A 23,984-nucleotide genomic window follows, 5' to 3' on the forward strand; every position below is an offset into this window, starting at 1 on the left:
GCGATTGAGATAGCCGTAGATGTAGATCTTGAGTAGCACTGCCGGGTGGTAAGACGGCCGGCCTGTGGTCGCAGGCGTGGCCCCTTCAAATCCCAAAGAAGCCAGATCGAGTTCTTCAACGAATGCGTCGACGATTCTGACCGGATTGTCTTCTGCGATGAAGTCCTCGAGACATTCCGGCAGCAGCGTCGCCTGATTGCGGTCCGCACCTTCGACAAATCGCCCCATCTTCGCCTCTCGCAACAACGGGTTGATTCAGTCTAGGCGATCGATGCGTTTTTACACAGCCTCGGCCGATGGTTCGACGCATTGGAGCAGCCGTAAGCTGGCCGCACAGTTGGGCGTGCCCTTCATGACCGTGCAACGTATCTGGCGCAAGCACGACATTCGGCCACATCGTCTCGATACCCACATGGTGTCCAACGATCCCAACTTTGAGGTTAAGGGTGCGCCGATGTGATCGGTCTGTATCTGAACCCGCCATTGCATGCGGTGGTGTTTTGCGTGGACGAGAAAACCGCCATTCAGGCGCTTGATCGCAAGGACCGGATGTTGCCGCTCTCGCCCGGGCGCGCCGAGAGCCATGGCTTCGAATACAAACGCAATGGCACCCTCAGCCTGTGGGCGGCGACAATTAGCTTGACCGGCCACGCTGCTTGACGCTCTCTAGCCTGTTTGCTGCGTTGAACGTCGCAACCGGCGAAGTGCTGGGCAAAACTGCGCCACGCCATACCAGCGCCCTGTTTGTCGCGTTCCTGACTGAGGTCGTATCGGCACAGCCAGTCGGCCAGGAGATTCACGTGATCTGCGACAACGTGAGTAGCCACAAAACCAACGACGTTCAAAGGTTTCTGGCTGACCATCAGAACGTCTCGATCCACTACACCCCCACGTATTCGTCATGGCTGAATCAGGTTGAGAACTGGTTTGCCCGCATCCAGCGCGACGTCATTACACGCGGCGTATTCACCAGCACCAAAGATCTCGACAAAAAGCTCATGCGCTACATTCGCTATATAAGAAAAATCTCGTACAGACCGCCTATTTGCACCAGAGCCCCCGCGTGAAGATGGAGCGCTATATCCTCGGAAAAGCGACGGCGTACTTTGCGAAGGGGGCGGTGTGAAGTACGCGTGGATCGAACGGCATAGCCGGCAATGGCCGGTTTCCGTGGCCTGCCAGGCGCTGGGCGTCAGTCCCAGCGCTTATCACAACCGTAAGGCCCGCGACGTTGATCCTGATCGGCCGCGCCGACGCATCAGCAACGATGCGCTGCTGGTCCACATTCGCGCCGTCCATGCCGAATCCAAAGGCGAGTACGGCTGGCCGCGCGTGTGGAAAAAGCTGCTTGCGCAAGGCATTCGCGTGAGCAAGGACCGGATTCAGCGGCTGATGAAGCTGCATGGCATCAAGGCGCGCACCAAGCGACGGTTCAAGGCCACTACGGACAGCAAGCACAATCTGCCGCTCGCACCGAACCCTGCTGCAACGGGACTTCTCGCCGGCGAAGCCCGAGATATTCGGAATGGGCAACAGCCGCTGGCTGAGCTCGTCGTCGGCCAGTTGCCGGGCCAGGTCGTTGATGAACCCATGGCTACCTTAGGGTTTTCGCGCGCGGTTTCACAAATCCTGTTCACCTGATGTAGGCGCAACGAGAGGCCTACGGTGGTCGCTAATAATGCTACTGCTGCTACAAACAGTTTCGTTTTCATTTATTGTCGCCGGCCCACTTTGCCATGTTTCGCGCATAGGTTATTGGTAAGACTGCGAGCGCGTCTACACTCGGACAGTTATCCGTGCAGGTTTCCGATTCGGCTTCCGGAATCGCTTAATCATCGGCTCGATGGCCCGGCTTGTAGGTGTTGCTATCCGCCGTCGCGAGGCCCGGAGAAGTAGCCTCCTTGACCGCCTGACGTAGATCCTATAGCTGAAGCATGAGACGCTTGCGCTGCGGCAATAACGGAAGCAGTGCTGCCTGCCGCCTCCACTATCCCCGCCACGGCCATGTCTCCGTGAGCCCGCTGCCGATGGTCGTGGCGTAGGTAATCGTGCAAACGAGTGCAATACAATCGCCGAAGCGGCGAGGATTGTCCTCATGATCCAAGACTCCGCTATAAGTGCTGTTACGTTTGATGTTTCCCAATTTTCGGAGCGGGCCGGCTTCCGACGACACTTCTTTCAGAATGCTTCGATTCAAGGCCTCCTGACTCACAGTCGGATCGAACGCCGGAATTCGCGCGTGGCTTCCTTCGCGCGTGTGCTAGCTTCGCGTGCGTCAGGCAGGGCGGCACACCATGCTGTTATGGCGTCGTTGGCAAGCGGTTCCCATTTGCTCACCCACGTACCCAGCACGGCGTGATTGCCTTCCTGTTCGCTGGCCATGCGAACGAGTTCGCTGGCCCAACGCCGATGCCGCTCCGTGTCGACGAGCTGCGCATCGGTAATAAGGCCGAGTAGGGTATCGCCGTTTTGGCGCGCCGTGACGCCGAGGCTGCGCAATACGGTCTCTTCCACAGCCGGGCGTACCACGAGGTTTAGCGCGACAAAGCATTCAGCCCAGTCCCACGCGGTGAGTGCTTGTTCGACGAGTTTGCGCCAGCCCTGCCAAGGCGGCCCGAGTTCCCAGCGGCGCCGCTCATCGCTGCCGAAGCCGAGGTCCGCAAAAGTCAGGGATAGTTCCTTGGTGCGATACGCGGTGTGCGTGAGCCAGCGCAGAGAGTCAGCGGTCTGGTATGCGGCACAGTTGGAGATCGTGGAAGCGGGGGCCATCTGGGCCAGATAAGCTGAGCCCATTTGCAGCGCATGAAACAGGAAGCGCGCGGGGGTATAGACGCGTGCGAGCGAGGCCGCCCATGGCCGGGCGAGTTGGGAGTCGTGACCGCGCGTGGAGAACTGGTCGAGGAGACCATATACGTAAGTTTCCTGACCATCCTGCAGCAGGTTATAGGTGCGATAGACGATCTCGTCTGGGTCACGAAATGCGTTCCAGTCGGGATGTCGCAGCGGCGAAGCGTTGCGGTTGCGCTTGAGCCATTGCGCCATTTCGAAGTTTGGGTCCAGTTCGAAGGGGGCGTCAGGGTTGTCGGTGGTGTAATGCAAGTTCGTCGAGACGATCTCATACTCGCTTGGCTTGCGCCGCCGCGCGGCTAGATGGCTCCACGTTTTCAGCGGCGTAAGGACTTCGGGATGGGTCATGCTCGTCTCCGGTTAAAGCGTTTTCTCGTAGTAAAACCGCACGTAGCCTTCGGTTGTTTCGATGCGGCCTGAAAACGAACTGAGGCTGACTTCCAGCTCGGACATCATGAACGGTCGACCAAGCGTTTCCTCAAGCGTGGAGCGGCGCAGGATCAGTTCGCCGTCCGTATCGATGCGCACATACGCGAGTTTGTCGTCGACGCGGATCGTCTTGCCGGGGTTGTCTTCGTGCGCGGCTTCGATGACACCCGCCGTAATGCTGCCCGCACGAAGCACGGGACCCACGCGGTTATTGCGGTAAGCCGAGGCGGTGGTTTCGATGGTCATGATCGGTTCTCTGTGAAATTCAGGAATGGGCAAAGAGGGTTTCAACGCCGCCCACCGCAACGAGAACGTCTTCGCCCTCGATCTTCGCGGGGTATGCGCGAAGCCGGGAGTCGCCAGGATTGATCCCCTTGCCGGTATTCACGTCGAAGGTCCATTGATGCGCGCGGCACATCAGCACGCGGCCGTCGAACTTTCCTTCCACGAGCGGAATGGCCTGATGCGGACAAACGCCCCGAAAGGCGCGCGGCTCGCCGCCTTCTGGATTAACCACCACAATCACGTGGCCATCCACCTCCGCTCCGATCATCTCGCCTGCCCACAGGTCGTCGAGCGTGCAGATTTTCTGGTACTCCATTTCGACCTCATTCGTCGCAAAAGATGAATTCGAGCGTTTCCATCGGCTTGATATCCGTTTCGCCGAGCTTTGCCTTGCGCGCGTAGAACTGCTCCGCGCCCTGGCGACGCACGCGCACAACCTTTTCAGGCCGTGGGGCGACGCGTCGGCCCACCGAATGGAGCGAGGCGGCGGCCGCCACTTCATCTATCGTATTGCCGGTATCCACCGGCAATAGCTGCAATACGAAGTCGTATTGAAAATTTGAGATCACATGGAACAGTGCCATGTCGTCCTCTTTTGCGTGGCAGCCTCAGGCGGCCTCTTTGTTGTCACGGGTACCGCGGTACGATTCGACCCAGGCATACTGGTGCGCGTCGTCGCCCATTTCGCCCGGCGCGAGCCCCATGTAGTTCAACGCGCCCAAGAGGTTGGGTGGCTGGATATGACCGGCGAGGAAGCGATCGACGAGCGTGAGGTGATCGCGGTAACGAACCGGGTCCTGCTGGAAGACCCAGCGGTCGATTTCCGAATTGAAGTGATACGTGCGGCCGTTATGGTCGAGAGGGTAGTCCTTCACGTTCCAGCCATCGCCCGGAATGGCGCAAATGGGCAACTGGCTCATGTTGCAAAGGACAGGTAGCGTCTCGGGCATCGTAAGTTCACGGCGGCCGACGAGCAGGTTCTCGATAATGACGTCCCATACCTTGCCGAACGAGTTGTTCCAGCCGGGATATTTTTCTTCCAGCCAGTCGCGGCATTCGGGCGTCACGCCCGCTGCAGGGTCCCACCAAACCGTGGGACGCCAAAACCAGATGCCTAGCTGATAGGCGTGGTGCTGGTAATCGAATTCATTGATCATCTGGTCCCAGTACCAGGGCAAATCGAGGCCGAGATCGATGAGTGTCCGCTCAAACTGACTGACGATCCACTCGCGCGCGAATTCCTTGAACGACTGCTTGCGGTGGTCGATCGGCGTGGCGTAGTCCATCGACGATCCCGTGAGCAAACAGAACAGGCGCCATGCCCGTGCGATTGCGACATCCACGAGCTTCTGGGCCTCCGTTTTACGGCCGTTTGCGATCAGAATGTGCAGCGCCGGGCCGCCGATTTGCGCATGCCGCGACTCGTCCGTTTGAATGCTGGAGATGAGGCTTGCGAAAGTGAAATCGCCGACGTCGACTGCGTCGGCCGCCAGGCCGAGGAACTGTACATTGGTGAAGCCCGTTTCGAGCGCGAAGGTGAGCATAACCGCGATCTCGATCGCGCTGCGGGACATAAAAAGGTCGTCAAATGTGTTGCGGGCGGCAATTGCACCCCACTGGTTCGTGTGATAGGCCTTGTGCGCCCAGTCAAACTGCCTGTCCTTTGCACAGTAGTCGTGAGGGAAGTAGAGCTGCAACTGCCCGTGACGGTTTTCGTCGAGCATGCCGAAGGTGGCCATGTTGCGCATCCCTGGTGCACGGCCGAAGCGAACCATGCGTGCTTCGGCGCTCATTGCCGCATACTCGCCGAGTGCGATGGCGCCGTAATGGGCCTTAAGGATGGAAAGCCAGCCCGGATCGGTATCCTGGAAGCTGCGGCTGGAATTCAGGGCTGCCTTCACAGAATAGACGCCAGCATCTTTTTCGCGCTGGATACGGACGTACTCGGGATAAGACGTCTTGTACGGCTCGTCGTAGCTTTCCCAGCGGACCATTGGAATACCTTGCGCGCCAGACATGATGTCGGGAAAGAGATCCGACTCCGACACGTACGACGGGGTCCAGTTGGTGGCGCGGGCGATATCGTACCAGTCGACGCGTTCCAATAACGCCATGGTCAAGTCTCCTTCGTAGGTCGCGGTTTGGTTTGCCGGAGCACTATGGCATCCGCCGGGCAGCTTATCTCACAGCAAAATCAGTGCCAATGTGCGGACCTCCTTTGCATTGGCGAGGAAGAAGTCCCGGGAAAGGGAGATTGAGATATACGCGCACCCGTTGCCGGGGGGCGATCCGAATGCGCTAGTTTCCACACGCAAGGAGGTCGACAAAAAGCAACGCGGGCAAGCGCGAAAGCCGCCGCGTGACACAAGGCCGCCGTACCTCTGATTTTCTTTCGCAGGGCCGAATCCAGTCGGCATTAACTGAGGGTGCGTTCCGGGCCCTTCTCGTCTCGGGATGGTTCTGTCTGCCGACACAACCACAGACCCAAGCCCCCGATCCTTGATTCCGAATGAGATAGCGCGTCAGTCGCGACCTGAAAACACCAGGCGGGAATGTCTAGATTGTCATATAGATAACGCGCACTGTAGCACTTCTTCAACAAAACTCGGACAAACGTTAAAACGAACTGTCGCGGTCAACTGATTCCGGGCAAGAAGGTTCTTTCGGTGACGGTGTTGCCTTGTAGGGGGCGGGCAACAGGCGAGCCCGCGTGGAGTGCAAGCGCGCCGAGCCTCATTGTGGTTTCCGAGCCGCAATGCGGAGCTCGGGCATGGGGGGGCGTTCAGCGACTACAGGCGGCCGTGCATTCAATAAAAACATCGGCAGTACTGGTCTGCGCATAGTGAGACAGTAATCGAGGGCAAGGTGACGATATCAGTGTTGGCTCGCCGTATTTTCCAATTAATGAGACCAATCACGTCAGTGCGCATCTATATTTGTTAAGTAATGCTATTCGGTATATTCAAAAAAACTTGATGGCGCATAGTTTGCTTGTTGGCTACCGTTGGCTCTACTCGATGGCAATAACGGCGATCTACGCTTCGTAGTCGCAACGAGCGAGCTTTGCAAGGATTAGGCATGCCAAAATACAGGCTGACATTAGCTGTGCTCGCTTTTGCCAGCGAGCCGGCGGGCGCGCAGTACGATGATACTTACTACACGTGGGGTCATCACGTCCGCATAACATGCGCGCCCAGTGAACCCAATCTGTTCTGGCGGCGCGTTGGCGGGCCATATTTTGACGGTGACTGTACCCAGACGCTCCCGGCCCGGCCGGCTACAGCGGCGTCGCTCGGCGCAGCCGGAGAAGGGGCAAACGAATGAAAAACGCCGTACTGGTCTCCGTATTGTGTGCAGCCGCGTTGCTCCAGAACGGTTGCGAAGATGACCGCGGGGTTGCGTCTGCTACTGCCGTCGCACTTTCCTCGTCGAGCAATCCAAACGAGCCGATTGCCGTTGGGGCAGCCGCTCACAAAACTAATGTGCCACTCGATCCGCCGGCCTCGCTGGTTCCACCATTCGACGAGAATCCTCCACCGGCAGAGTCGCACCCGCCATCCGCCGGTTGCAGGATTACGAGAGTCACGCCATGGTATGAGGAGCAACGGCTCTTCAGTGTGTTGCCGGGCAACTCAATGCCGTTCGCGGACCAGATTCTCGGCGCATCGGGCTTCGCTCACTTTGGTTCTGACTTCTCGAAGCAGCTCTGTGGGGCCGACGCAAAACGGTTCTCTGGGGGCGCGGAGCACGTTGTGAAGATCGCTGGCGAAGGATTATGGAAGGCTGCTGTCGATCGAGTGCAGGGGCGCTCTGTCAGTGGCGCCCAACCGCGCAGCGACGACCGCATGTTGTGCTGGGCGCGCTCATGACACAGATACTGCGCCAGTGGGCCGCGCAGGTAACGCTCAAGCGCTTACAGCTCCAGTGCGTGCTGGAACGCGCATCGCGCGGACAATATGCCGTCCATTTCCAGCCGGGTAAGGGCGCTACGCGAATCATCATCAGCGGGTTCGATCCGTTCACACTCGGGACACCCGGTGCAAATAATCCGTCGACCAATATCCGGATCGGTAATCCATCGGGGGCAATTGCGCTCGCGCTCGCCAATCGTAGTATTGAGCTCGTGAATGGCTCCATCGCATCATTCGAAACCTACCTGCTACCGGTGGACTACGATTCGCTCGCAAGGGGATGAAGGAGCATACGATCGAACAATTCTTCATCGGTGACGCCCGAGTCGATGCGTCAATTACGATGAGACAGGGTGGCGAGCGCGGGTTTTGGATTGAGAACTGGCACGGCCGCTATCACGCGATATTGGCGAGTACGTCCAGCACATTGCGCACAGGCATGCGCTTGACGATCCGCGTCAACAACCGTGCCGAGAATAGTCATCAGCCAACCCGGGAACGCGAACGGCGTATGCGGGGCTTCCGCCTGCCCGAGCGTACTCAAGCCTTCCTGTCGAACTTCGGCCCGATCCGACAGCACTTTGCCCACAAGCGACATCGGCTACCGGCTTCAAGCTATCGCTAACAACTCGCCTTGCGATTTGCTGCGTGGCATCGCTTCACCGTACTCACCCAAAATCCGTCTACCGCTTTTTGAGCGACTGATCGCCCCTGCCAGCATTGCCTTGTCTTCTCTCTAACGTGACAAAGCCCTCCGCCGACGACGACAAGATCGAAGCACATGGTCATGATCGGGGCACCTCCCACCAAATCGAAACGGCCTCTATAGCCTCATCTCCGACGTTGTGCAACTGGTGACGCTCTCGAGGGGCGAATTGAACCGAGTCGCCTGCCTTCAACTCGATGCTCCGGCCGTCGACTACCGCACGACCATGTCCCCTGGAGAGATGCCAAAGTTCTGCCACGTCATGCGCTTCCGCAACGGTGGCGCAACCGGGAGCGACGCGAAATGACGCAAGCCGGAAAGGCGCCTTGGAATGTTCGCTCGCCAAGCCATCGAACTCACGCATGGTCACACCGATAGCACAGGTGGTAACGGGGCCGCACGCAACCGTTCCATGTCGAATGCCGTCAATGTCTCCGAAGCGCGCGCTACCTTCGATTAAGACGCGATCGCCCCTTGCGTCCAGTCCTAGCCGCCCACCGCTAGCTGAGGCTTGCAACGCACGCAGACTCGAGCGGCCCAAGCGCTCGGACCAGTACGGCTGAAGCTTGCAATGCGCGGACACACACACCTGATCCTCGTCGATGGAAATCTCAGGCGCGAAAAACCGCGACACGATGTCATATTCCGCGAGCGAACCGTTTGGATCGGTACGTGCGGTCAGCACGACGCCACGACATTCAAGGCCGCGAATTGCAGCGAAATCCGGCACAAAGCGCGTGACGATAGACTCTTCCGCGACCACGGCAATCAGATCATCATAAGCACGCCGGCATTCGACCAGCGGCACACCAAGCGCGTCCGACACGGTGCGCGCCGTCGCCCTGTCAGCGGCGACGCTGAGAATGCGAGGGAAGCTCATGGTGATCGCATCGCCAGCGCGCGTGATAGCAAGCACGCCGCTCCTCGATCCGAACGTCAGCGCGTGGCCCGGCACTTCCCCTCGAGTAAATAGCCAATGCGCCGCCGCGAGCGTCGCGTGCCCACAGAGCTCGAGCTCGGCACTAGGCGTAAACCATCGTATGTCGAAGCACGCGAGTTCGTCGTGGTCCGATGACGGTGCCACAAAGGCAGTGGTCGGCAGCTTCGCATAGTGAGCCGCCGCTTGCATTTGCTCGGCCGGAGGAAATTCACGCAAGATAACAACGCCCGCGGGATTGCCACTAAAACGGTCATCAGCAAATGCATGGACGACGTTAGGCGCCTTCTGCAGCTCCGGCGGCAACGACGCATGAGACATTCCGGCGAGATCTATCGTGGTGAAGCCGTGCTTTCGAGTCATGAAATTTTCTCCGTCATCTCTTGCGATGGTTTCCGCGACGCCGCCAAGGTTTCGCCTGACCACGTGATAGCACCGCTCATTACACCGCAATCGAAGCGCTCCATACGGAGAATGGCGTTCAAGATTCGCGCACTGCGCCAAGAAAGCAGACTGAGGTAGGGATCTGCGACCCCATACTGCGAGCGCGCACCGTTTTGCAGATAGAGCCGACAGCCGAGCGGCCCATCCAGGACCACGGAAAAATCATCGCGTATCTCAAGCTCCGTATCTCCTAATGTGTTTTGCACAAACGACAGCCGGCTTCGTAAAGGCTCGAGTAACCGCGGCAGCGAGGATCTGTACCCTGTGCAGAGAATGACGACATCCGCATATGCGTGCATCACATCGCCGTTCACGCGGTCACGCACTGTCAACAAATAACCAGGCCCGTCGAGACTCATTGCCTCGACCGACGAATCGATCCGTATCTCGCAGGCGCCCGGCCTTGCCTTATGCGCCACTTCGCGCTCGTACAAGAGCTGATAGATTTCCCGAAGCGTCGAGGCGCTGACGCCATCGCCCGCCAGTTCCTGCCCCATCAGAAATCGTTCACGCGCCTCGCGTGAACACCGTTGGAACCACATGCTGTGTTGGGGAAAGAACCATTCATTGACGAATGGGCTGTCTTCGAGGGCAAACAGATTTGGCCGACGCGACACCCACGTAATCGATGCCGGTTCTCCATGTAACCCGCGCAGTAGCGCGCTGACGACTTCGGCGCTGCTTTGGCCGCCGCCTACCACCGCCACGCTCGAACCTGAAAAATTCCGCTTTTCATTCAGGAATGCGCCGCTATGAAAAACGTTCTTTCCGCGAATTAGGCGTGCGAAGTCAGGAATGAACGGTTCCCGGCCCACACCGATGACGACCGTCTTCGTGCGCACCGTTTCTTCCTTGGCACGCACGCAAAATGAATCGCGATCTAGGTCGATTTCATTGATGGCCGTGCCGAAGCGGATATTGGGCAACCGCATGGCAGCCCATTTCAGATAATCTTGAAACTCCTGCCGCGTGATACGGTCCAACCCGCACACGACGGCTCGATAGAGGCGCCGGTGGTCCTTCAGGTACGCAAGAAACGAGTATGGGTTGGTCGGGTCGACAAGCGAGACAAGGTCTTTCAGGAAACTCGTCTGCATCAGTGCCCCGTCGACCATCAATCCTGGATGCCACGCAGGCTCAAGTGCTCGCTCAAATACAGTCACGGCAAGCTCACGCTGGTTATACGCAAGCGCAGCGAGACTCAGGTTTGCTGGACCTGCACCAACGGCGACGACAGACTCTCTGCTCATTTGACGACCTCGCGACGAAAATTTACCTTGGAATGCTCGACTACCTGCAGTCAAACCGGCTCTGACATCAATAGTGCGTCGTCACCGCGGGCCGCGGGCTTCCCGAGTGGATTCGGGCTAGCAACAGGACGTTTACGGAGGCAATGGCAAGCGTTACCGTCAGCATGAGATTGATCCCGCCGTGAGCGACCAGCATTCCAGCGATGTAGGGAAAGCCAAACACGCCGGCAAAGTACGCGATCGTGAAGACTTGGGAAGTGACCGGCACGGACAATTCCGCGTCGCCGGCAAGATTGACAGCCATGCTGTTCAAGGTCGAATAGGTGAGTCCATAGCCTATGGCGAAAACGCAGGCGCTGATTACATAGACAATTGAGCTGCTGCGGTTCCAGATGAAGAGCGCTAGCGCGGCGAGTGTGGCGATGAACAGCGCGAACGCGAGCTTGCGAACAGGCAGCCTGCTGATTGCTGGCGCAAGCGTGAACCGGCATACTACGGTCGTCAAGGTGAACGTCAGGAAGAAAAGTTCCGCGGGCAGGTGTCGAGATTCTGCGTACGCCGTCTGGTAAGTCGAAAGCCCCGCAAAAGCGCAGGCGGCAAGTCCGATCATCGCAATGGGCATGCGGGTGGTCGAGCACAAGACCGATGCGGCCTGGGAAGGTGTGATGCCAACCGCTGCCATCGATAAGTGCGGCGTGCCTTGCATAAGCTTCCGGACTATCGCGAGTGCGACGGCAGCAGAAAGGCAGACACAAGCCAAACCGATATAAACGACGTAAAATGAACCGAATCGGTGCGCGAGGAAATGGCCAGTAGGTGAAGCGAATCCGAGTCCTGCCATTTGGGCGCCTGACAAAAGCGTCAAATATCTGATCCGCGCTGAAGGCTTCAAGTGGTGGATGATCTGGAGCGGCGCCAGGATATTGAACGCCGACCAACCTAGACCCAGCAACAGTCCACCGGCGAAGGCAATCCTCAAATCGACGCGTGTCAGCCCAAACGCGAGCATCGCCGCGGACATCGCCCCGGCAGCTGCAATGATCGTCGACATCAGTCCGATCCGTTGCGCTATCCAGCCGGCGAACAGCGAACTGATGATCATGGTGAAGATGCCGCTCGAAATCACGGTGCCCGCCATTGAAACGTCGAGCCCGCTTGCGCGCAGATAGTCGGCCAGCAGAAAACTTGCCCCATAGGCCGCCGCAAGCGCAGCGCTCGCAACCAGGAACGGTATGAACGCGGTGGCCTTGAGCGCGGAAGGCAGTTCGGCGGGTGCACTCATGAGTCCATGCTCGCAGGAAGGCAGTTGGAAAGATCATGCTCATGCAACATTCGCGACTCGTGGAGATTGGTCGCCTTTGCATCCGGTATCTGACGGGTTTCCGGAAAAGCGGATGCCGATGGAGTTTCGGCATGTCCAAGCCATACCCAGATGGCGTCGGCGGTGCGCGGCATCAGCGGGGCAGCCAGGAATGCGAGGCCTTTGAGCCACGTATATGCCGTGGCTGGCGTGCGCGCTTCGTTGGCGAGATCCAGCCATGCCATAAGCGGCTTTGACGCCAGCGAAACCCGCAGCTTGTCGGGTGACAGCGCGGCGCTTTGCTCACCATAGAGCTCGACGAGCCTCGCGAACAGCGACGAATCGAATGCCGGCTCGCCGCGAAAAGCCGGATTTTCGACTACCGTGGCGCAGGCGCTTGCAACGAGCGTCCCGACCGTTGAGACGAGATGATTGTGACGGCCAAGCATGTTGCCAACACGAAAATCTGTTTCCTCTTCCTCGGGACATATTTCGGAGAGGTACACGCGCAGCGCATCCGTGTTGATGCCGTTTATGTTTCCGATATCACCAGCCCAGATTACGTGGCCGCGGCTAGTCGAGAACTTGCTGCCGTTCAGCTTGAGGAAGTAGTTGAAGTTCACGCTGTCGAAAGGACGAAAATTTTCCTGCGCAAGCGCACAACCCGTGACCCCGACGAGCACCGGAATTGTATTGTCGATCCCCGTCGAGCCGATCAGGAATGTGTCACTCCCATGCGAAAAGGGATTCGCCACACCGCGCTCTTGTGCATACCGCTCACCGCAGTAGAGATGGTGCGTATAGCAGCCTGCGGAATAGCTAAAGAGAATCTGACGATTCACGCAAGCATCGGCTTGCCATGGAACGCCATAGAGCCCGGGCAACGTCAATCGCATGGTGCCCCCGCACCGATCGACGTATCGTTGCGCGATACGCGCAAACGGTGCCTCGATGTGCATTTGCTCCCATTGCACAGTTAGCTGGGTCGGATTCCGCATGTTCAGGAAGTACGACTTGCTTTCTACCCACTCAGTGATTGTTCCCCGTCGTGAAACGGGCTTTACCGCATCCCACGGCTCGAAGTGCATGCCGCAAGCTTCACAAAAGAAGCTGCCGGCCGGCTTCAAACAGTTAGGACAACATGCGGCCAACCAGGCGCCGATGGAAAACCGGTCCTCTATAGGTGCTGTGGAAGGCAACGCATCGTCAACAGGCAGCCGTTCGTCGCGTAGTTGGACTTGGTCGCTTTGTCCCAGTCTGCGCATCAGTGCTTCCCGCACACCAAAAAACGTATCGATGTTGGTGCGATGAACGGGATCATCAAACCTGTCGAGATGAATATCGAGGGCCTTCAAATCGGTCCCGATCTGCTCATGAAATCGCGCGGCCATCGTTGCCGGATGTTCTCCGAGCTGCGTCGCTTTCGCAACGACATGATTTTCGAAGCCGTCCGTAGTGAGTCCGTACCAAACATCATGTCCGCTACGACGCAAGGCGCGTGCGAGGATATCCATTCGCAAAAAGGGACCACCCGCGTGACCAAGATGTGCGCGTCCGTTTGCGGTCAAATTCACGGGCGAAATAACAATTTTACGCAGCGGCGTGCGTGTATCACCTAACCCGACAAATCCAATTGCATTCCGCATCAGGTCTCCCATTCAGGTAACCAACGTTGCGCAGGATTATTTGACCGCGCTGGTAAATTGCAGATAGGTCAATATCCACTCCTATTGCACAAGGAAAAGCATACGCAATATTTGGGCCGACGCCACGATATGTGCATCGATCAGCAAGGCGCGTCGGGCGCAGCCGTCGTGGAACTCACTGAACTGCGATGGCTTGCGCGTTGCCATTTCGGACGGTAAGTCGCGCGGTGGAAAAATCCGGTGAGCAGGTTCACGAGGGTCCGTAGAGCCAGAATGTTGCTGGCGCTGCATGCGAGTAAGACTGTTCCAACGGAGCCTGGTCAGCAGTGCCTGGCGTGACGCATTTCTTCCATTCGCGCCGACGGATGTTGGAAATGGCGGTTTCGAGACAAACGGTGCTCGAAAGCGCACACCGAACATCCTTGAAGCCCTTGGCGCTGCGAAACGATTTTTCCAGCGCCGCCAGCAGCTTGAGGGCCCAACGATGCTCGGTTGAATGATCCACTGAAAACTGATTGCGGGTTTTCTGAAGGGATCGAATTTGTCTGCGAGCCCCATCTGCCACGGCCCGGATTTTTCTGGACACAGATTGGTAGTGTCGCGATAAGGAGATGAGGTCAAGTCTAATGGGATGGACGCCCCCACCCGAAGCGGCATCAATGTGCCAAAGTGGAAGTGTCGAAGCAACCACCTGACCGAGGGGAGCGCCCATCATGAAGATTACGACAGTTGGCATCGATCTGGCGAAGAACGTTTTTGCCGTCCATGGTGTAAATGAGCATGGCCGAACGGTGCTGAAGAACGTGCTCAAGCGAAATCACGTTGCGGAGTTCTTCGCCAACCTCCCCGCCTGCGTGATCGGAATGGAGGCATGCGCGAGCGCGCACTTCTGGGCACGCAAGCTACAGGCCATGGGGCATACGGTAAGATTAATCGCGCCCCAGTTTGTCAAACCGTACGTCAAGACGAACAAGAATGACGCGGCGGATGCCGAAGCAATCTGTGAGGCAGTCGCGCGGCCGAATATGCGCTTTGTGCCGGTCAAGAGCATCGAGCAGCAATCGGTGTTGTCGCTGCATCGAGTACGCCAAGGATTTGTACGGGCGCGCACCGCGCAGGCCAACCAGATTCGCGGATTGCTCGCCGAATTCGGGATCGTTGTCCCCAGGGGAATCGGACATCTTGAACGTCAGGTACCCGAACTGATCGAAGATGCGGTTAACGAACTGACTGGCTCGTTTCGATTGCTCATCCAACGCCTCATGGACCAACTGAAGGAGCTTGACCGACAGGTCAAGGAGCTCGAGGCGCAGATTCAGGCCTGGCACCGCAGTGACGAAACGAGTCGACGGCTCGCGCGTGTCCCAGGAATCGGGCCACTTACCGCGAGCGCACTCGTTGCGTCTGTTGGCGACGCAAAGAGCTTCAGTAGGCCCCGGCAACTTGCAGCGTGGCTCGGTCTAGTGCCCCGGCAGAACTCCAGCGGCGGCAAGAACGTGCTTCTGAGCATCAGCAAACGAGGTGACGTGTATTTGCGAACATTGCTCATCCACGGCGCGCGCTCCTTGCTGCAGGTTGCCAAACGCAAGGAATGCAAGAGCGGCTGGCTACATGGCCTGCTGCAGCGGCGAAACGCAAATGTCGCCGCCGTCGCGCTCGCGAACAAGAACGCGCGCATCGTCTGGGCGCTACTGGTCCACGGCCGCGAGTTTCACGCCGATTACCACGCACCTGCCGCGACTGCGTAACCGTTAGCCGCTAGCTTACCGTGTAACTGCCAGCAGGAGACTACAGCCGATTGCTCAGGCGATCATGACGTGATGGCGAGACAGGTCAGACCGTGGCCGGGAAACTCTGAGTACACCTACGTGCGCAAGAGCACGCAAGTCTGATGAGAGTCCGGCCAGCGAATTCCATCAGGGACCGCCGGCCTTGCGCCGGGACATCGAAGTCCGGATGCATGGCCGCAATCATTACCTGCCCTTCGTCACAAACGAGAGCTTGGCAAGCCGGGGGCGTCCATGCATGGTGTATGGGCGTTGATAGCGGGCGACGTCAAGCGGCGAGTTTCTGCTGACCCGGTTGATCGTCTTGCACCGGCTCGCCGTCCTGGAAGGCAATGCCCTCCAGCAACAGCTGGATCTGTTCGGGGCCGTTGATCCGGTGCCAGGTTTTCTCGGCTTCCTCGATCAGCTTGAACGCCAGACCGAGGAAGGTCGGTCGCGACACGCAGTTGCGCGTACGTGTAGTACGGTGGCGCACCGTCGCGAACGTCGACTCGATCGCGTTTGTTGTGCGCAGGTGCTGCAAGTGTTCGGCCGGGAAGTCGTAGAAAGCCAGCAGGCTCTCCCGTGGTCGAGCAACAATTAGCTCAGTGCCTTGGCGTGACAGAACCAGCATGGGCCCCTCGACAACCTGGCGGTGCCTAAAATCAGTGCGTCGACCCGGCTCACGGGAGAGCGGCGTACGCCGCGCAGCCTTCGTTTTTGCTCGCCCAAGGGGGCTCTGGTGCAAATAGGGCGGGGGCGAATCGGTTAAGGTGTCGGGCTGAACGAATTGAGAACCGACGATGAGCAAGCTGAAGAGCCTGGACGAACTGTTTGCAGGCCGTCACTTTGACCGCGATGTGATCATTCTGTGTGTTCGCTGGTACCTGCGCTACAAGCTTGGCTTGCGCGATCTGGTCGAAATGATGGCGCAACGGGGTCTGGCGCTGGCCCACACGACGATCCTGCGCTGGGTGCGGCGCTTTGCACCGGAGTTCGTCAAACGGTGGAATCGCTTCGGCAGGCCCACCGGCCAGTCTTGGCGTGTTGATGAGACTTATCTCAAGCTGCGCGGCAAGTGGGTCTATCTTTATCGGGCGGTGGATCGGGTGGGCCAGACGATTGACTTCATGCTCCGTGCAAAGCGCGACGTGGAGGCGGCAAAAGCCTTTTTCAGGAAGGCGATCAAACATCAGGGCCAGCCACCGAAGATCATCACGCTTGACGGCTATGCGGCCTCGCACCGCGCCGTGCGCGAGATGAAGGCCGATGGCTTGCTGCCTGAGGACACGAAGGTCCGATCCTCGAAATATCTCAATAATCTGGTCGAGCAGGACCACCGCAGCATCAAGTCCCGGACGAAAGTCATGCTCGGCTTCAAACGTTTCAGGAACGCAGCGATCACTCTCTCTGGTATTGAGTTGGTACATCGCATTCGCAAGGGCCAATTCGGCCTCGCGAAGCTCGGCCTCAAAGATACCACTGCGCCCGCAGTCTGGGAGGTCGTCCTGTCTGCTTGATGAGGTATCCTCTATATAACAAAAATCTCGTACACGCCGCCTATTTGCACTGGAGCCCCCTTATCGAGCTTCGGTCCGATTCGCCAGCACTTCGCGCGCAAGCGACATTCACTGCGTGCATCACTCTATCGCAAACAGCTCGCCGCACGCTTTGCCGGCGTGGCATCGCTTCTCTCACCCAAGTTCCGTCCAATTTCTGGGCAAATGCACGTCCTGTACGCTCTTGCGTCTCGAATACCTTAACGTGACAACGCCGTGCGCTTGGGCCATTCGTGAAAATCTGAACAGAGCGTAGCGGAAGCGCTACGGATCTCCGGCTGCGGAACGCACCTGAAGGCACTATAATCAAGCAAACTATGCGCCACCGGTTCCCCAGCTTGAAATCACAAGAATAGCCGACGATGCACGATCAATTGTGTGAGTGGTCGTCCTGTTTGTCCAACTCCCGACGACGGATGTCGACATTGTCACGTTAGAGCGTTCTCTGAAAGTCGCAGTTGGCCTGTTGCAGAAAACAACTCCGACGAGCATTCCAGCAGGATCAGTATCACGTCTTCGGGGTCGAGCCGATCCGCACGGTCTTGCGGACGGCCCCGTCAGGCTGCCGACGTCATGCAGCACAGCTTCGAGATCCGTCCCGACGCTGCGCCCGAGCATTCGGCAACCGGAGATCAAGCGTGGCTGGCTGGCCAACATGCAGGTCTATTGCGTGCCGAAGGTCTGGAGGCAGACGAACCGGGAAGGCGTTGCGGTGGCCCGCTGCACGGTCGCACGATTGATGAAACGGCAAGGGCTGCGTGCGGCAGTTCGCGGTAAGCGGGTCGCACGACGTAGGCCGATGCGAGTGCACCGCGCCCGCTGGATCGGGTCAATCGGCTAAACATGCGCGATTTGTAAGGAACCCACGTCATTGTTTGATAGCCGACGCAATTTCCCGCCAATGCGTCACTATGCCTGTGCTCTGGGGGCTCCGAGCGTATGCGGTCCACATGGCCCGGAAAGTGCTTTGGAACAGGACTGGAACAACCCACCGCGACAGAGGCATTGTCACGTTGCGGACTGAGTCCGGTAACATCCGACGATGCTGGTTACCAATCGCTTTATCGAGCCACCGCTTCCCGGCGATCGTCGTCAGTTGAACCGTGCGCTGGCAGTTGGACCGCGGTATTGTCATCAGCTACGAAACAATTCGACGCTGGTGCGACAAAACTGGCGCCGGCTTTGCACGTTGGATAAGGCTCTGGTGCAAATAGGCGGTCTGTACGAGATTGTTGTTATATAGAGGATACCTCATCAAGCAGACAGGACGGCCTCCCAGACTGCGGGCGCAGTGGTATCTTTGAGGCCGATCTTCGCGAGGCCGAACCTCCAGTGGTCTCCTCGCGCTAACCTCGTAGCGTGTGGTTTTTAGCGGGCTCCGGGCCCGCTTTTTTTTTGTGCGCCGAGCATGCGCAACAGCTTGGGGGTGAAAGTCCCCTGCCCAACCTGATGGTGGTGAAGGGCTAGTGAAACGCAAGGGCGTCGTCGTGAGGCGGGGTCTGAAGGAAGCGTGTAGCAAAGCCACGACCTGACGAACAGAAACCAGATACGAGGCCTACCCAGTCGGACGAGCGAGCAAATGATTGCGAAGTCCATAACCATCAAGGGCTGGGGTGGTAAATCTGGCAGGTGCGTGGTGAAGGCGGTTGAGCTTACCTTCTATGAGCGGAATATTGTCAAGGCATGTCACGAGCTCGCTGTGGTTCGAACATTGACTGCGCGGTCAATTCAATCCGCTGGCGCCTGGCCAGCCTCATCCTGCATGCGCGTTGCGCCGGAGTTGTGTCCAGGAACATGCCCCATCTCGGGATCGGTTGCATGGCAACCCGGTAAGAACACGGGCATGTTCACCTCAAACCTGTGCCTGCTGCGCCAACGCGCAAATGCATTGACCCCACTGCTTTCGGCGTAGCGCCTGAACGACGGCGACGCTCAGCGACCGGCGATGACACTGCGCCGGTCTCCCACACGAATCTTGCGGGCTTGCGTTCAACGAAGGCAAGCAATAGCAGTCCTGAGCCCAACGTAAACGATTGAATGTGACTATACAAAAATCCTACGAACTCAAGGTCACGCAGATCAGTATAAAGGGTCATCAACTCGACGGAAAATGCGTCGATGTGGCATTCCAATTAGGCGGATCTTGCCCGAAAACATTGCGAACGAAGAAATCCACGAGCTTACGCTCGGTGAAGATACCGGGGGCTCCATGATCAGCGCCCGGCACATAGACCATTTCGAATTCCTTTCCCGCCTTAATGAGTCGAACCTGAAAAATTCGAAGGGCCTTGTGCAGCAAGGGTTTGGAGCGGAAAGTTGTTGATGCATTTGCAGGAACCTGGCAGATTCTGGGTTGTTTCCTGCAAATTCTGTCGAGGTCTGGATGGGTCCGAAGACACCAGTAAGCGAAGGCGATTTGTTCCGGCATCCTCTGCGCGAGCAGATCAACCTGAAGCATCCCCTGGTGCGCCTGGCCGATCTGATCAACTGGAATGGATTGAATGCGTCGATGAGCGCGAGCTTCGTCTCACGCAAGGGTCGGCCGGCCACGTCACCGAGGCTGATTGCTGGCTTGTTGTATCTCCAGCATGCGTTCGATCTGTCGGACGAGGAAGTGGTCTGGCAATGGGTGGAGAACCCGTATTGGCAAGTCTTCACCGGCGAAACGTTTTTACAGACCGAACCGCCGATCGATCCGTCGAGCCTGACGCGCTGGCGCAAGCGCCTGGGGGAAGCCGGAGTTGAGGAGTTGCTGGCTGAGACGATCGAAGCGGCGAAGCGCGCGGGCGTGATCAAGGCCTCAAGCGCGAAGCGCGTAATCGTCGACACGACGGTCATGCAAAAGGCGATCGCCCATCCAACCGATTCGCGCCTGCTCGAGCGGTGTCGCGAACATCTGGTGAAGGCTGCGGCACGGCACGGATTGAAGCTCAGGCAGAACTACAATCGCGAGGCCCCACACCTGGCGCGCCAGATTGGCCGCTACGCTCACGCGAAGCAGTACAAGCGCATGAGGAAGGCATTGCGTACGTTACGTTCGCGCGTTGGACGTGTGATGCGCGATGTGGAGCGACAGGTCGACCAGGTAGCGGACTCAAACCTCCCGGTCCTGCAGGAGCTGATTGAGCGCACGAAGCGAATGCTGTCGCGGAAGCCGAAGGACAAAAACAAGCTCTACGCACTACATGCGCCAGAGGTTGAATGTCTGGCGAAGGGCAAGGTGCGCACACCCTACGAGTTCGGCATGAAGGTGTCGATYACGACGACMCACAAGGAAGGMCTGGTSGTTGGSATGCGCTCGATGCCRGGCAATCCGTACGATGGWCACACGCTSGCSGARGCGCTRGARCAGGCRGCAATCCTGWGCGACGYCACGCCRGARRTCGCYRTCGTSGAYCGTGGMTACAAGGGYGTMGMCRTCGAWGGTGTGAAGATCTACCACCCGGGSYTGMGGCGRGGCATCACRCGSRGACTACGMGCGATGATCAGACGGCGCAGCGCGATCGAGCCAGCCATCGGTCACATGAAGACAGACGGAAAACTCGATCGCAACTGGCTCAAGGGTGCGCTCGGCGACGCGATGCACGCGGTGCTGTGTGGCGCAGGCCACAATCTTCGAATGATCCTCAGGAAGCTGCGGCTTCTTTGTGCCTTCATTCTGGTGGCCTTGCTCAACCGCCGCGTTGCTGGCCTTCAATCACCGTAACACCGGTTGTCGGCAAAACGAATTGTTCAGGACGGACCACTTAAGGTCAATGGCCAATGGAAATACCTGTATCGCGCCGTCGACAAGGCTGGCAACACCATCGACTTCCTGCTGCGGGCCCATCGAGATAAGACTGCGGCGCGGCGATATTTCGAAAAATCGATCGCCCGCAATGGCGAACCCGCGACGGTGACTATCGACAAAAGCGGCGCGAATCTGGCCGCACTTGAAGCCATCAACGCAGACCGCGAAACCCCGATCAGGATCCGGCAGAACAAATATCTGAACAACGTCGTGGAACAGGACCATCGAGCGATCAAACGGATCATCAGACCGATGGATGGGCTTCAAGGATTTTCGGTGTGCGCGCATCATTCTCTCTGGTATTGAGGTGATGCATATGATTCGCAAGGGGCAGATGAAAAACGAGGGCGATGACCGAACGGCAGCCGCTCAGTTCCATTCGCTGGTGACATAAGCAATCCGATATATATGGGAACATGCTCGGCCTGCCATCCTTATCGCGACACCCATTAGCTGGCCGAAGTCAAGGCACAAATCTCTGTCCATCGACGAATGGTCATGACGATGGTGCGTTTTCATCGTCATGACCATTCGTCGAAATTTCATCCATCATGTCACGGTCGCCTGCAAGGTCGTGTATCGCATCCGTTTTCTCAAGCTGGTTGCGAACCGAATCGCACCAGACACCCATCGGGTTCAAGCACGCAGTGATGGAACTCACGCCTGCCCTGGCGGTTATTGCTGCCCGCCCCAGAGAAACGTTGGTGCCGAACAAGGTCCAGGGGATTTCGCAGAACCATGGCTGTTGCCTGCGCAACGCCAGTCAGGAATGGCTCATTGTCCGGGCGACACGGTCATCTGCAAACAGCGGGTGGCGCAAGAGGATGGCCCAATCAGAGCCATGGCTTCGAACCAGTCGCGATACTGGGCTCGGTCCCCTTGCACCACCTTTAGCCAAAGCAGCGGTCTATCTCAAATGGCTTGTGCTCCCGAAGCATGTGATAGCAGGCACGCGCAAGCTTGTGCGCCAGCGCCTTGATCGCGACAATCCTGTTTCGTGCGTGTTTCTTGCGTTCGTAAAAGCGCCGGGCTTGTGGACATGAACGAATGGCGAAGTTGGCCGCCTCGACGAATGCCCATGCCAGATACTTGTTGCCGTTCTTCGTATTGCCTTCGCCTTTCTTCCGGCTGTTGCTTTCACGCCGGCTATCCACGCAGCGGCAGTACGAGCTGAAATTGCCAACCCTGGTGAAGCGCGAGATGGTTCCAGTTTCCAGCATGATGGTGGTAGCGAGAACCGGACCAATACCCGGCACCGAGTTCAGCAATGCGTAATCCGGGTCCAGTTTCACCTGTTCCATGAGTCGCTTCTCGATGACCCGAATCTCCTTCTGCAAGGTGAGCATGACCGTCAGATTCGCTTGCATCGCGAGCGTCACGTCGGGAGCAAAACCAAATTCGGTGACCTGCTTCTCATCCAGTTGCTTGACCCGCTCACTCTCCATCTGTCCACCAGTATGACGTGAGAACAGGTTTTCGATCGCGAGGATCTGTGCTGTACGGCACTGCACCAGTTGCATCCGTTTGCGCGCAAGGTCGCGCAGCGGACGTTGCTCCACCGGATAGATGTACCCCTCCGGCAAAAGCCCCAGACGAAGTAGTTGTGCGAGGTGCGCGGCATCGGTGAAATCACCACTGTATTTCAGGCCGTCATACTGCCGGATCGCTGCGGGGTTGGCCAGATGCACCCGGTAGCCGTCGCTCATCAGCTCATCCACAAGCCAGTACCAGTTGAACGTTGCTTCAATGACCACGCCCACGAGATCTGCACGGTGGGGTGCCAGTGCCGCACGAATCTGGGCGGGATCATTTGGTAGCCTCCGCTGGTAGAGAACACGGTCAGTTTCGTCGCTGACCACAACCACACTGTTGTTCGAATGCAGGTCGATTCCGCTAAACTTGCCCATGCTGGCCTCCCGTGCGTCAAGTGGGTCTCGCAACCTCAACTCTACGCCCGCCGTTCGAGTCGAACGGCGGGAGGCCGGCTATATGATTATCAGAACCGCTAGTGATGCTGAGGCCGTTCCGCGGCGATAGTGTTCATCCGGACGGTAGTGCCGGGTGACGCGTCTAGTGGATGTCATGCATGCACGCGATGCCAAGTTCAGCGGCGAGCTGAGCGAGGCGCTTGTCCAGGGTCCAGATCGATGCACCGGGAGTCATCAAGGTTGACGCAAGCAACGTAAGATCGCTGCTGCCACAGCCTCGACCGTAAAATTGTCTCGCCTCGATCAACTCCATCACCTCGGTCCAAGTCGCGTGCGTTGCATGTTGCAGCAGCCCGATGTCGTGGAGCGTCCGGGCGCGAGGTGCTGGCGGAGTGCCACAGGCGAGTTCAACAAGCACGACTGGATGTGTCAGCGCTTGGTCGCTCGTGATCAGTTGAACAAGCCTCGTGTTGGCGCGACGGAAATGATCAACCCAGACGGATGTGTCGATGAGGACGCTCATTGGTTCGCAGGCTCGGATCGGCGCCGCGGGATGTCGGGCATATCGGGTGCGGCACCACCCAGGGCTGCCAGCCGCTTGCCAGCCTGCACGCGAATAAACGTCTGCATTGCCACCCGGAACAGGTCTGCCTTGTCCATGTCAGGATCGGCAAGCTCAAGCGCGCGCTGGTAAAGGCTGTCGTCGATGGTAACGGTGGTTCGCATTTGACCTCCGGTTTGATGCTACTCTGCATCAATTGTAGCATCAATAAAGTGGGAGGCGCGCCGACATGCTGTCCGGTCAGGCCAAGGGATCCGCAGTGAATGGTCATGGGCATACCTGATCGCCCACCAGAGTTAACATAATCTTAATTATCGCAGTTTTAGGTTGTAGTGGCTAAGTAGAAATGTCCGCTTTTGGCCAAGTTCAAATGTCCGCTTTCGAGTTGCCCGTAGCCTGACCGGCCGCTGGAGGTCCAGCGCCGGAGCTGCGATGGCTGCAACAGAACGGATAACCATGACGATGTGCGAGCTGGACAGATTCAAGGTCATTGAGGACGTGGTGGACGGCAGGCTTACGCCAACGCGCGCCGCGGAACGTCTCGGGCTGACGACCCGGCAGATCCGGCGGCTGGTGGCGCGACTCCGCGAGCATGGGCCGCAAGGCCTCGTGTCACGCAAGCGT

Annotated in this window: 18 protein-coding genes and 8 pseudogenes; 11 read left to right on the forward strand and 15 right to left on the reverse strand. The window is 58.1% G+C overall.

Annotated features, from left to right (window positions below; all coding sequences use genetic code 11):
• A partial coding sequence (locus E1N52_RS40790) for a transposase (RefSeq protein ID WP_133184332.1) occupies positions 1-228 on the reverse strand: 228 nt, incomplete at its 3' end.
• Between the two features lie 64 nt (positions 229-292).
• On the opposite strand from E1N52_RS40790, the pseudogene E1N52_RS40795 reads away from it, so the two are divergent.
• Both E1N52_RS40795 and E1N52_RS40800 read left to right on the forward strand, forming a co-directional pair.
• Positions 293-1,067: pseudogene (locus E1N52_RS40795) on the forward strand (IS630 family transposase); the annotation flags it as partial.
• Positions 1,061-1,516: pseudogene (locus E1N52_RS40800) on the forward strand (IS3 family transposase); the annotation flags it as partial. The pseudogenes E1N52_RS40795 and E1N52_RS40800, both read left to right, overlap by 7 nt.
• A 692-nt stretch (positions 1,517-2,208) precedes the next feature.
• On the opposite strand, the gene E1N52_RS40805 reads toward E1N52_RS40800, so the two are convergent.
• From E1N52_RS40805 to E1N52_RS40825, 5 genes are read right to left on the reverse strand one after another with little or no spacing between them, the layout of a single operon-like run.
• Complete coding sequence (locus tag E1N52_RS40805) at positions 2,209-3,195, reverse strand: aromatic/alkene monooxygenase hydroxylase subunit beta (protein ID WP_133190561.1); 987 nt, start codon at positions 3,193-3,195, stop codon at positions 2,209-2,211.
• 12 nt (positions 3,196-3,207) lie between these two features.
• Positions 3,208-3,522 carry an MmoB/DmpM family protein gene (locus E1N52_RS40810; RefSeq protein ID WP_133190563.1) on the reverse strand — a complete coding sequence of 105 codons (315 nt, stop codon included), beginning with the start codon at positions 3,520-3,522 and terminating at the stop codon, positions 3,208-3,210.
• A 19-nt stretch (positions 3,523-3,541) separates the two neighbouring features.
• The gene (locus E1N52_RS40815; RefSeq protein ID WP_133190565.1) at positions 3,542-3,877 is read right to left on the reverse strand and encodes a monooxygenase system ferredoxin subunit; all 336 of its coding nucleotides are present in this window, start codon (positions 3,875-3,877) and stop codon (positions 3,542-3,544) included.
• A 7-nt stretch (positions 3,878-3,884) separates the two neighbouring features.
• A complete protein-coding gene (locus tag E1N52_RS40820) occupies positions 3,885-4,145 on the reverse strand; it encodes a toluene-4-monooxygenase system B family protein (protein WP_133190567.1) in 261 nt (86 codons plus the stop codon).
• 24 nt (positions 4,146-4,169) lie between these two features.
• A complete protein-coding gene (locus E1N52_RS40825; RefSeq protein WP_133190569.1) occupies positions 4,170-5,675 on the reverse strand; it encodes a ferritin family protein in 1,506 nt (501 codons plus the stop codon).
• Between the two features lie 1,751 nt (positions 5,676-7,426).
• On the opposite strand from E1N52_RS40825, the gene E1N52_RS40830 reads away from it, so the two are divergent.
• Together E1N52_RS40830 and E1N52_RS40835 are read left to right on the forward strand one after the other, a co-directional pair.
• Positions 7,427-7,756 carry a hypothetical protein gene (locus E1N52_RS40830; RefSeq protein ID WP_133190571.1) on the forward strand — a complete coding sequence of 110 codons (330 nt, stop codon included), beginning with the start codon at positions 7,427-7,429 and terminating at the stop codon, positions 7,754-7,756.
• A 173-nt stretch (positions 7,757-7,929) separates the two neighbouring features.
• A pseudogene (locus E1N52_RS40835) lies at positions 7,930-8,169 on the forward strand (IS6 family transposase); the annotation flags it as partial.
• Positions 8,170-8,257: 88 nt separating this feature from the next.
• Here E1N52_RS40835 and E1N52_RS40840 read toward each other — a convergent pair.
• From E1N52_RS40840 to E1N52_RS45700, 5 genes and pseudogenes are all read right to left on the reverse strand, one after another.
• Positions 8,258-9,478: a PhzF family phenazine biosynthesis isomerase gene (locus tag E1N52_RS40840; protein WP_133190573.1), complete on the reverse strand. Its 1,221-nt coding sequence runs from the start codon at positions 9,476-9,478 to the stop codon at positions 8,258-8,260.
• On the reverse strand, positions 9,475-10,809 hold the full coding sequence (locus E1N52_RS40845; protein WP_133190575.1) for a lysine N(6)-hydroxylase/L-ornithine N(5)-oxygenase family protein: 1,335 nt from the start codon (positions 10,807-10,809) through the stop codon (positions 9,475-9,477). The genes E1N52_RS40840 and E1N52_RS40845 overlap by 4 nt, the downstream gene beginning before the upstream one ends.
• A 67-nt stretch (positions 10,810-10,876) precedes the next feature.
• The gene (locus tag E1N52_RS40850) at positions 10,877-12,091 is read right to left on the reverse strand and encodes an MFS transporter (protein WP_133190577.1); all 1,215 of its coding nucleotides are present in this window, start codon (positions 12,089-12,091) and stop codon (positions 10,877-10,879) included.
• Positions 12,088-13,767 carry a class I tRNA ligase family protein gene (locus tag E1N52_RS40855; protein WP_133190579.1) on the reverse strand — a complete coding sequence of 560 codons (1,680 nt, stop codon included), beginning with the start codon at positions 13,765-13,767 and terminating at the stop codon, positions 12,088-12,090. The genes E1N52_RS40850 and E1N52_RS40855 overlap by 4 nt, the downstream gene beginning before the upstream one ends.
• 418 nt (positions 13,768-14,185) lie before the next feature.
• Positions 14,186-14,263 (reverse strand): annotated as a pseudogene (locus E1N52_RS45700) (IS6 family transposase); the annotation flags it as partial.
• A gap of 205 nt (positions 14,264-14,468) precedes the next feature.
• Between E1N52_RS45700 and E1N52_RS40865 the strand changes: the two are divergent.
• A complete protein-coding gene (locus E1N52_RS40865; protein WP_133190583.1) occupies positions 14,469-15,503 on the forward strand; it encodes an IS110 family RNA-guided transposase in 1,035 nt (344 codons plus the stop codon).
• A 307-nt stretch (positions 15,504-15,810) separates the two neighbouring features.
• Here E1N52_RS40865 and E1N52_RS40870 read toward each other — a convergent pair.
• Positions 15,811-16,113, reverse strand: a pseudogene (locus tag E1N52_RS40870) (transposase); the annotation flags it as partial.
• A gap of 220 nt (positions 16,114-16,333) precedes the next feature.
• Between E1N52_RS40870 and E1N52_RS40875 the strand changes: the two are divergent.
• From E1N52_RS40875 to E1N52_RS40900, 5 genes and pseudogenes are all read left to right on the forward strand, one after another.
• Positions 16,334-17,041, forward strand: coding sequence for an IS6 family transposase (locus tag E1N52_RS40875; RefSeq protein WP_375541875.1), 708 nt, complete (start codon positions 16,334-16,336; stop codon positions 17,039-17,041).
• Between the two features lie 48 nt (positions 17,042-17,089).
• Positions 17,090-17,197: pseudogene (locus E1N52_RS45490) on the forward strand (IS6 family transposase); the annotation flags it as partial.
• Positions 17,198-17,592: 395 nt separating this feature from the next.
• A pseudogene (locus E1N52_RS40885) lies at positions 17,593-17,917 on the forward strand (IS3 family transposase); the annotation flags it as partial.
• Positions 17,918-19,463: 1,546 nt separating this feature from the next.
• Entirely contained in the window at positions 19,464-20,786 is a 1,323-nt protein-coding gene (locus tag E1N52_RS40895) for an IS5 family transposase (protein WP_133190587.1), read from the forward strand.
• Between the two features lie 39 nt (positions 20,787-20,825).
• Positions 20,826-21,264 (forward strand): annotated as a pseudogene (locus E1N52_RS40900) (IS6 family transposase); the annotation flags it as partial.
• A gap of 496 nt (positions 21,265-21,760) precedes the next feature.
• On the opposite strand, the gene E1N52_RS40905 reads toward E1N52_RS40900, so the two are convergent.
• The 3 genes from E1N52_RS40905 to E1N52_RS40915 form a co-directional block, all read right to left on the reverse strand.
• A complete protein-coding gene (locus E1N52_RS40905; protein WP_133190589.1) occupies positions 21,761-22,777 on the reverse strand; it encodes an IS110 family RNA-guided transposase in 1,017 nt (338 codons plus the stop codon).
• A 163-nt stretch (positions 22,778-22,940) separates the two neighbouring features.
• A complete protein-coding gene (locus E1N52_RS40910) occupies positions 22,941-23,321 on the reverse strand; it encodes a type II toxin-antitoxin system VapC family toxin (RefSeq protein ID WP_133190591.1) in 381 nt (126 codons plus the stop codon).
• Positions 23,318-23,524, reverse strand: a complete 207-nt coding sequence (locus E1N52_RS40915; protein WP_133190593.1) for a type II toxin-antitoxin system VapB family antitoxin — start codon at positions 23,522-23,524, stop codon at positions 23,318-23,320. The genes E1N52_RS40910 and E1N52_RS40915 overlap by 4 nt, the downstream gene beginning before the upstream one ends.
• A gap of 268 nt (positions 23,525-23,792) precedes the next feature.
• Here E1N52_RS40915 and E1N52_RS40920 point away from each other — a divergent pair.
• The coding region (locus tag E1N52_RS40920) for a helix-turn-helix domain-containing protein (protein ID WP_133184985.1) at positions 23,793-23,984 on the forward strand (192 nt) is incomplete at its 3' end.

The sequence above is a fragment of the Paraburkholderia guartelaensis genome, from assembly GCF_004353905.1.
Taxonomy (GTDB): domain Bacteria; phylum Pseudomonadota; class Gammaproteobacteria; order Burkholderiales; family Burkholderiaceae; genus Paraburkholderia; species Paraburkholderia guartelaensis.

Coding starts and splice junctions, on each gene's coding strand:
- E1N52_RS40805 (WP_133190561.1), bottom strand. CDS start 3,195: ATGACCCATCCCGAAGTCCTTACGCCGCTGAAAACGTGGAGCCATCTA.
- E1N52_RS40810 (WP_133190563.1), bottom strand. CDS start 3,522: ATGACCATCGAAACCACCGCCTCGGCTTACCGCAATAACCGCGTGGGT.
- E1N52_RS40815 (WP_133190565.1), bottom strand. CDS start 3,877: ATGGAGTACCAGAAAATCTGCACGCTCGACGACCTGTGGGCAGGCGAG.
- E1N52_RS40820 (WP_133190567.1), bottom strand. CDS start 4,145: ATGGCACTGTTCCATGTGATCTCAAATTTTCAATACGACTTCGTATTG.
- E1N52_RS40825 (WP_133190569.1), bottom strand. CDS start 5,675: ATGGCGTTATTGGAACGCGTCGACTGGTACGATATCGCCCGCGCCACC.
- E1N52_RS40830 (WP_133190571.1), top strand. CDS start 7,427: ATGACACAGATACTGCGCCAGTGGGCCGCGCAGGTAACGCTCAAGCGC.
- E1N52_RS40840 (WP_133190573.1), bottom strand. CDS start 9,478: ATGACTCGAAAGCACGGCTTCACCACGATAGATCTCGCCGGAATGTCT.
- E1N52_RS40845 (WP_133190575.1), bottom strand. CDS start 10,809: ATGAGCAGAGAGTCTGTCGTCGCCGTTGGTGCAGGTCCAGCAAACCTG.
- E1N52_RS40850 (WP_133190577.1), bottom strand. CDS start 12,091: ATGAGTGCACCCGCCGAACTGCCTTCCGCGCTCAAGGCCACCGCGTTC.
- E1N52_RS40855 (WP_133190579.1), bottom strand. CDS start 13,767: ATGGGAGACCTGATGCGGAATGCAATTGGATTTGTCGGGTTAGGTGAT.
- E1N52_RS40865 (WP_133190583.1), top strand. CDS start 14,469: ATGAAGATTACGACAGTTGGCATCGATCTGGCGAAGAACGTTTTTGCC.
- E1N52_RS40905 (WP_133190589.1), bottom strand. CDS start 22,777: ATGGGCAAGTTTAGCGGAATCGACCTGCATTCGAACAACAGTGTGGTT.
- E1N52_RS40910 (WP_133190591.1), bottom strand. CDS start 23,321: ATGAGCGTCCTCATCGACACATCCGTCTGGGTTGATCATTTCCGTCGC.
- E1N52_RS40915 (WP_133190593.1), bottom strand. CDS start 23,524: ATGCGAACCACCGTTACCATCGACGACAGCCTTTACCAGCGCGCGCTT.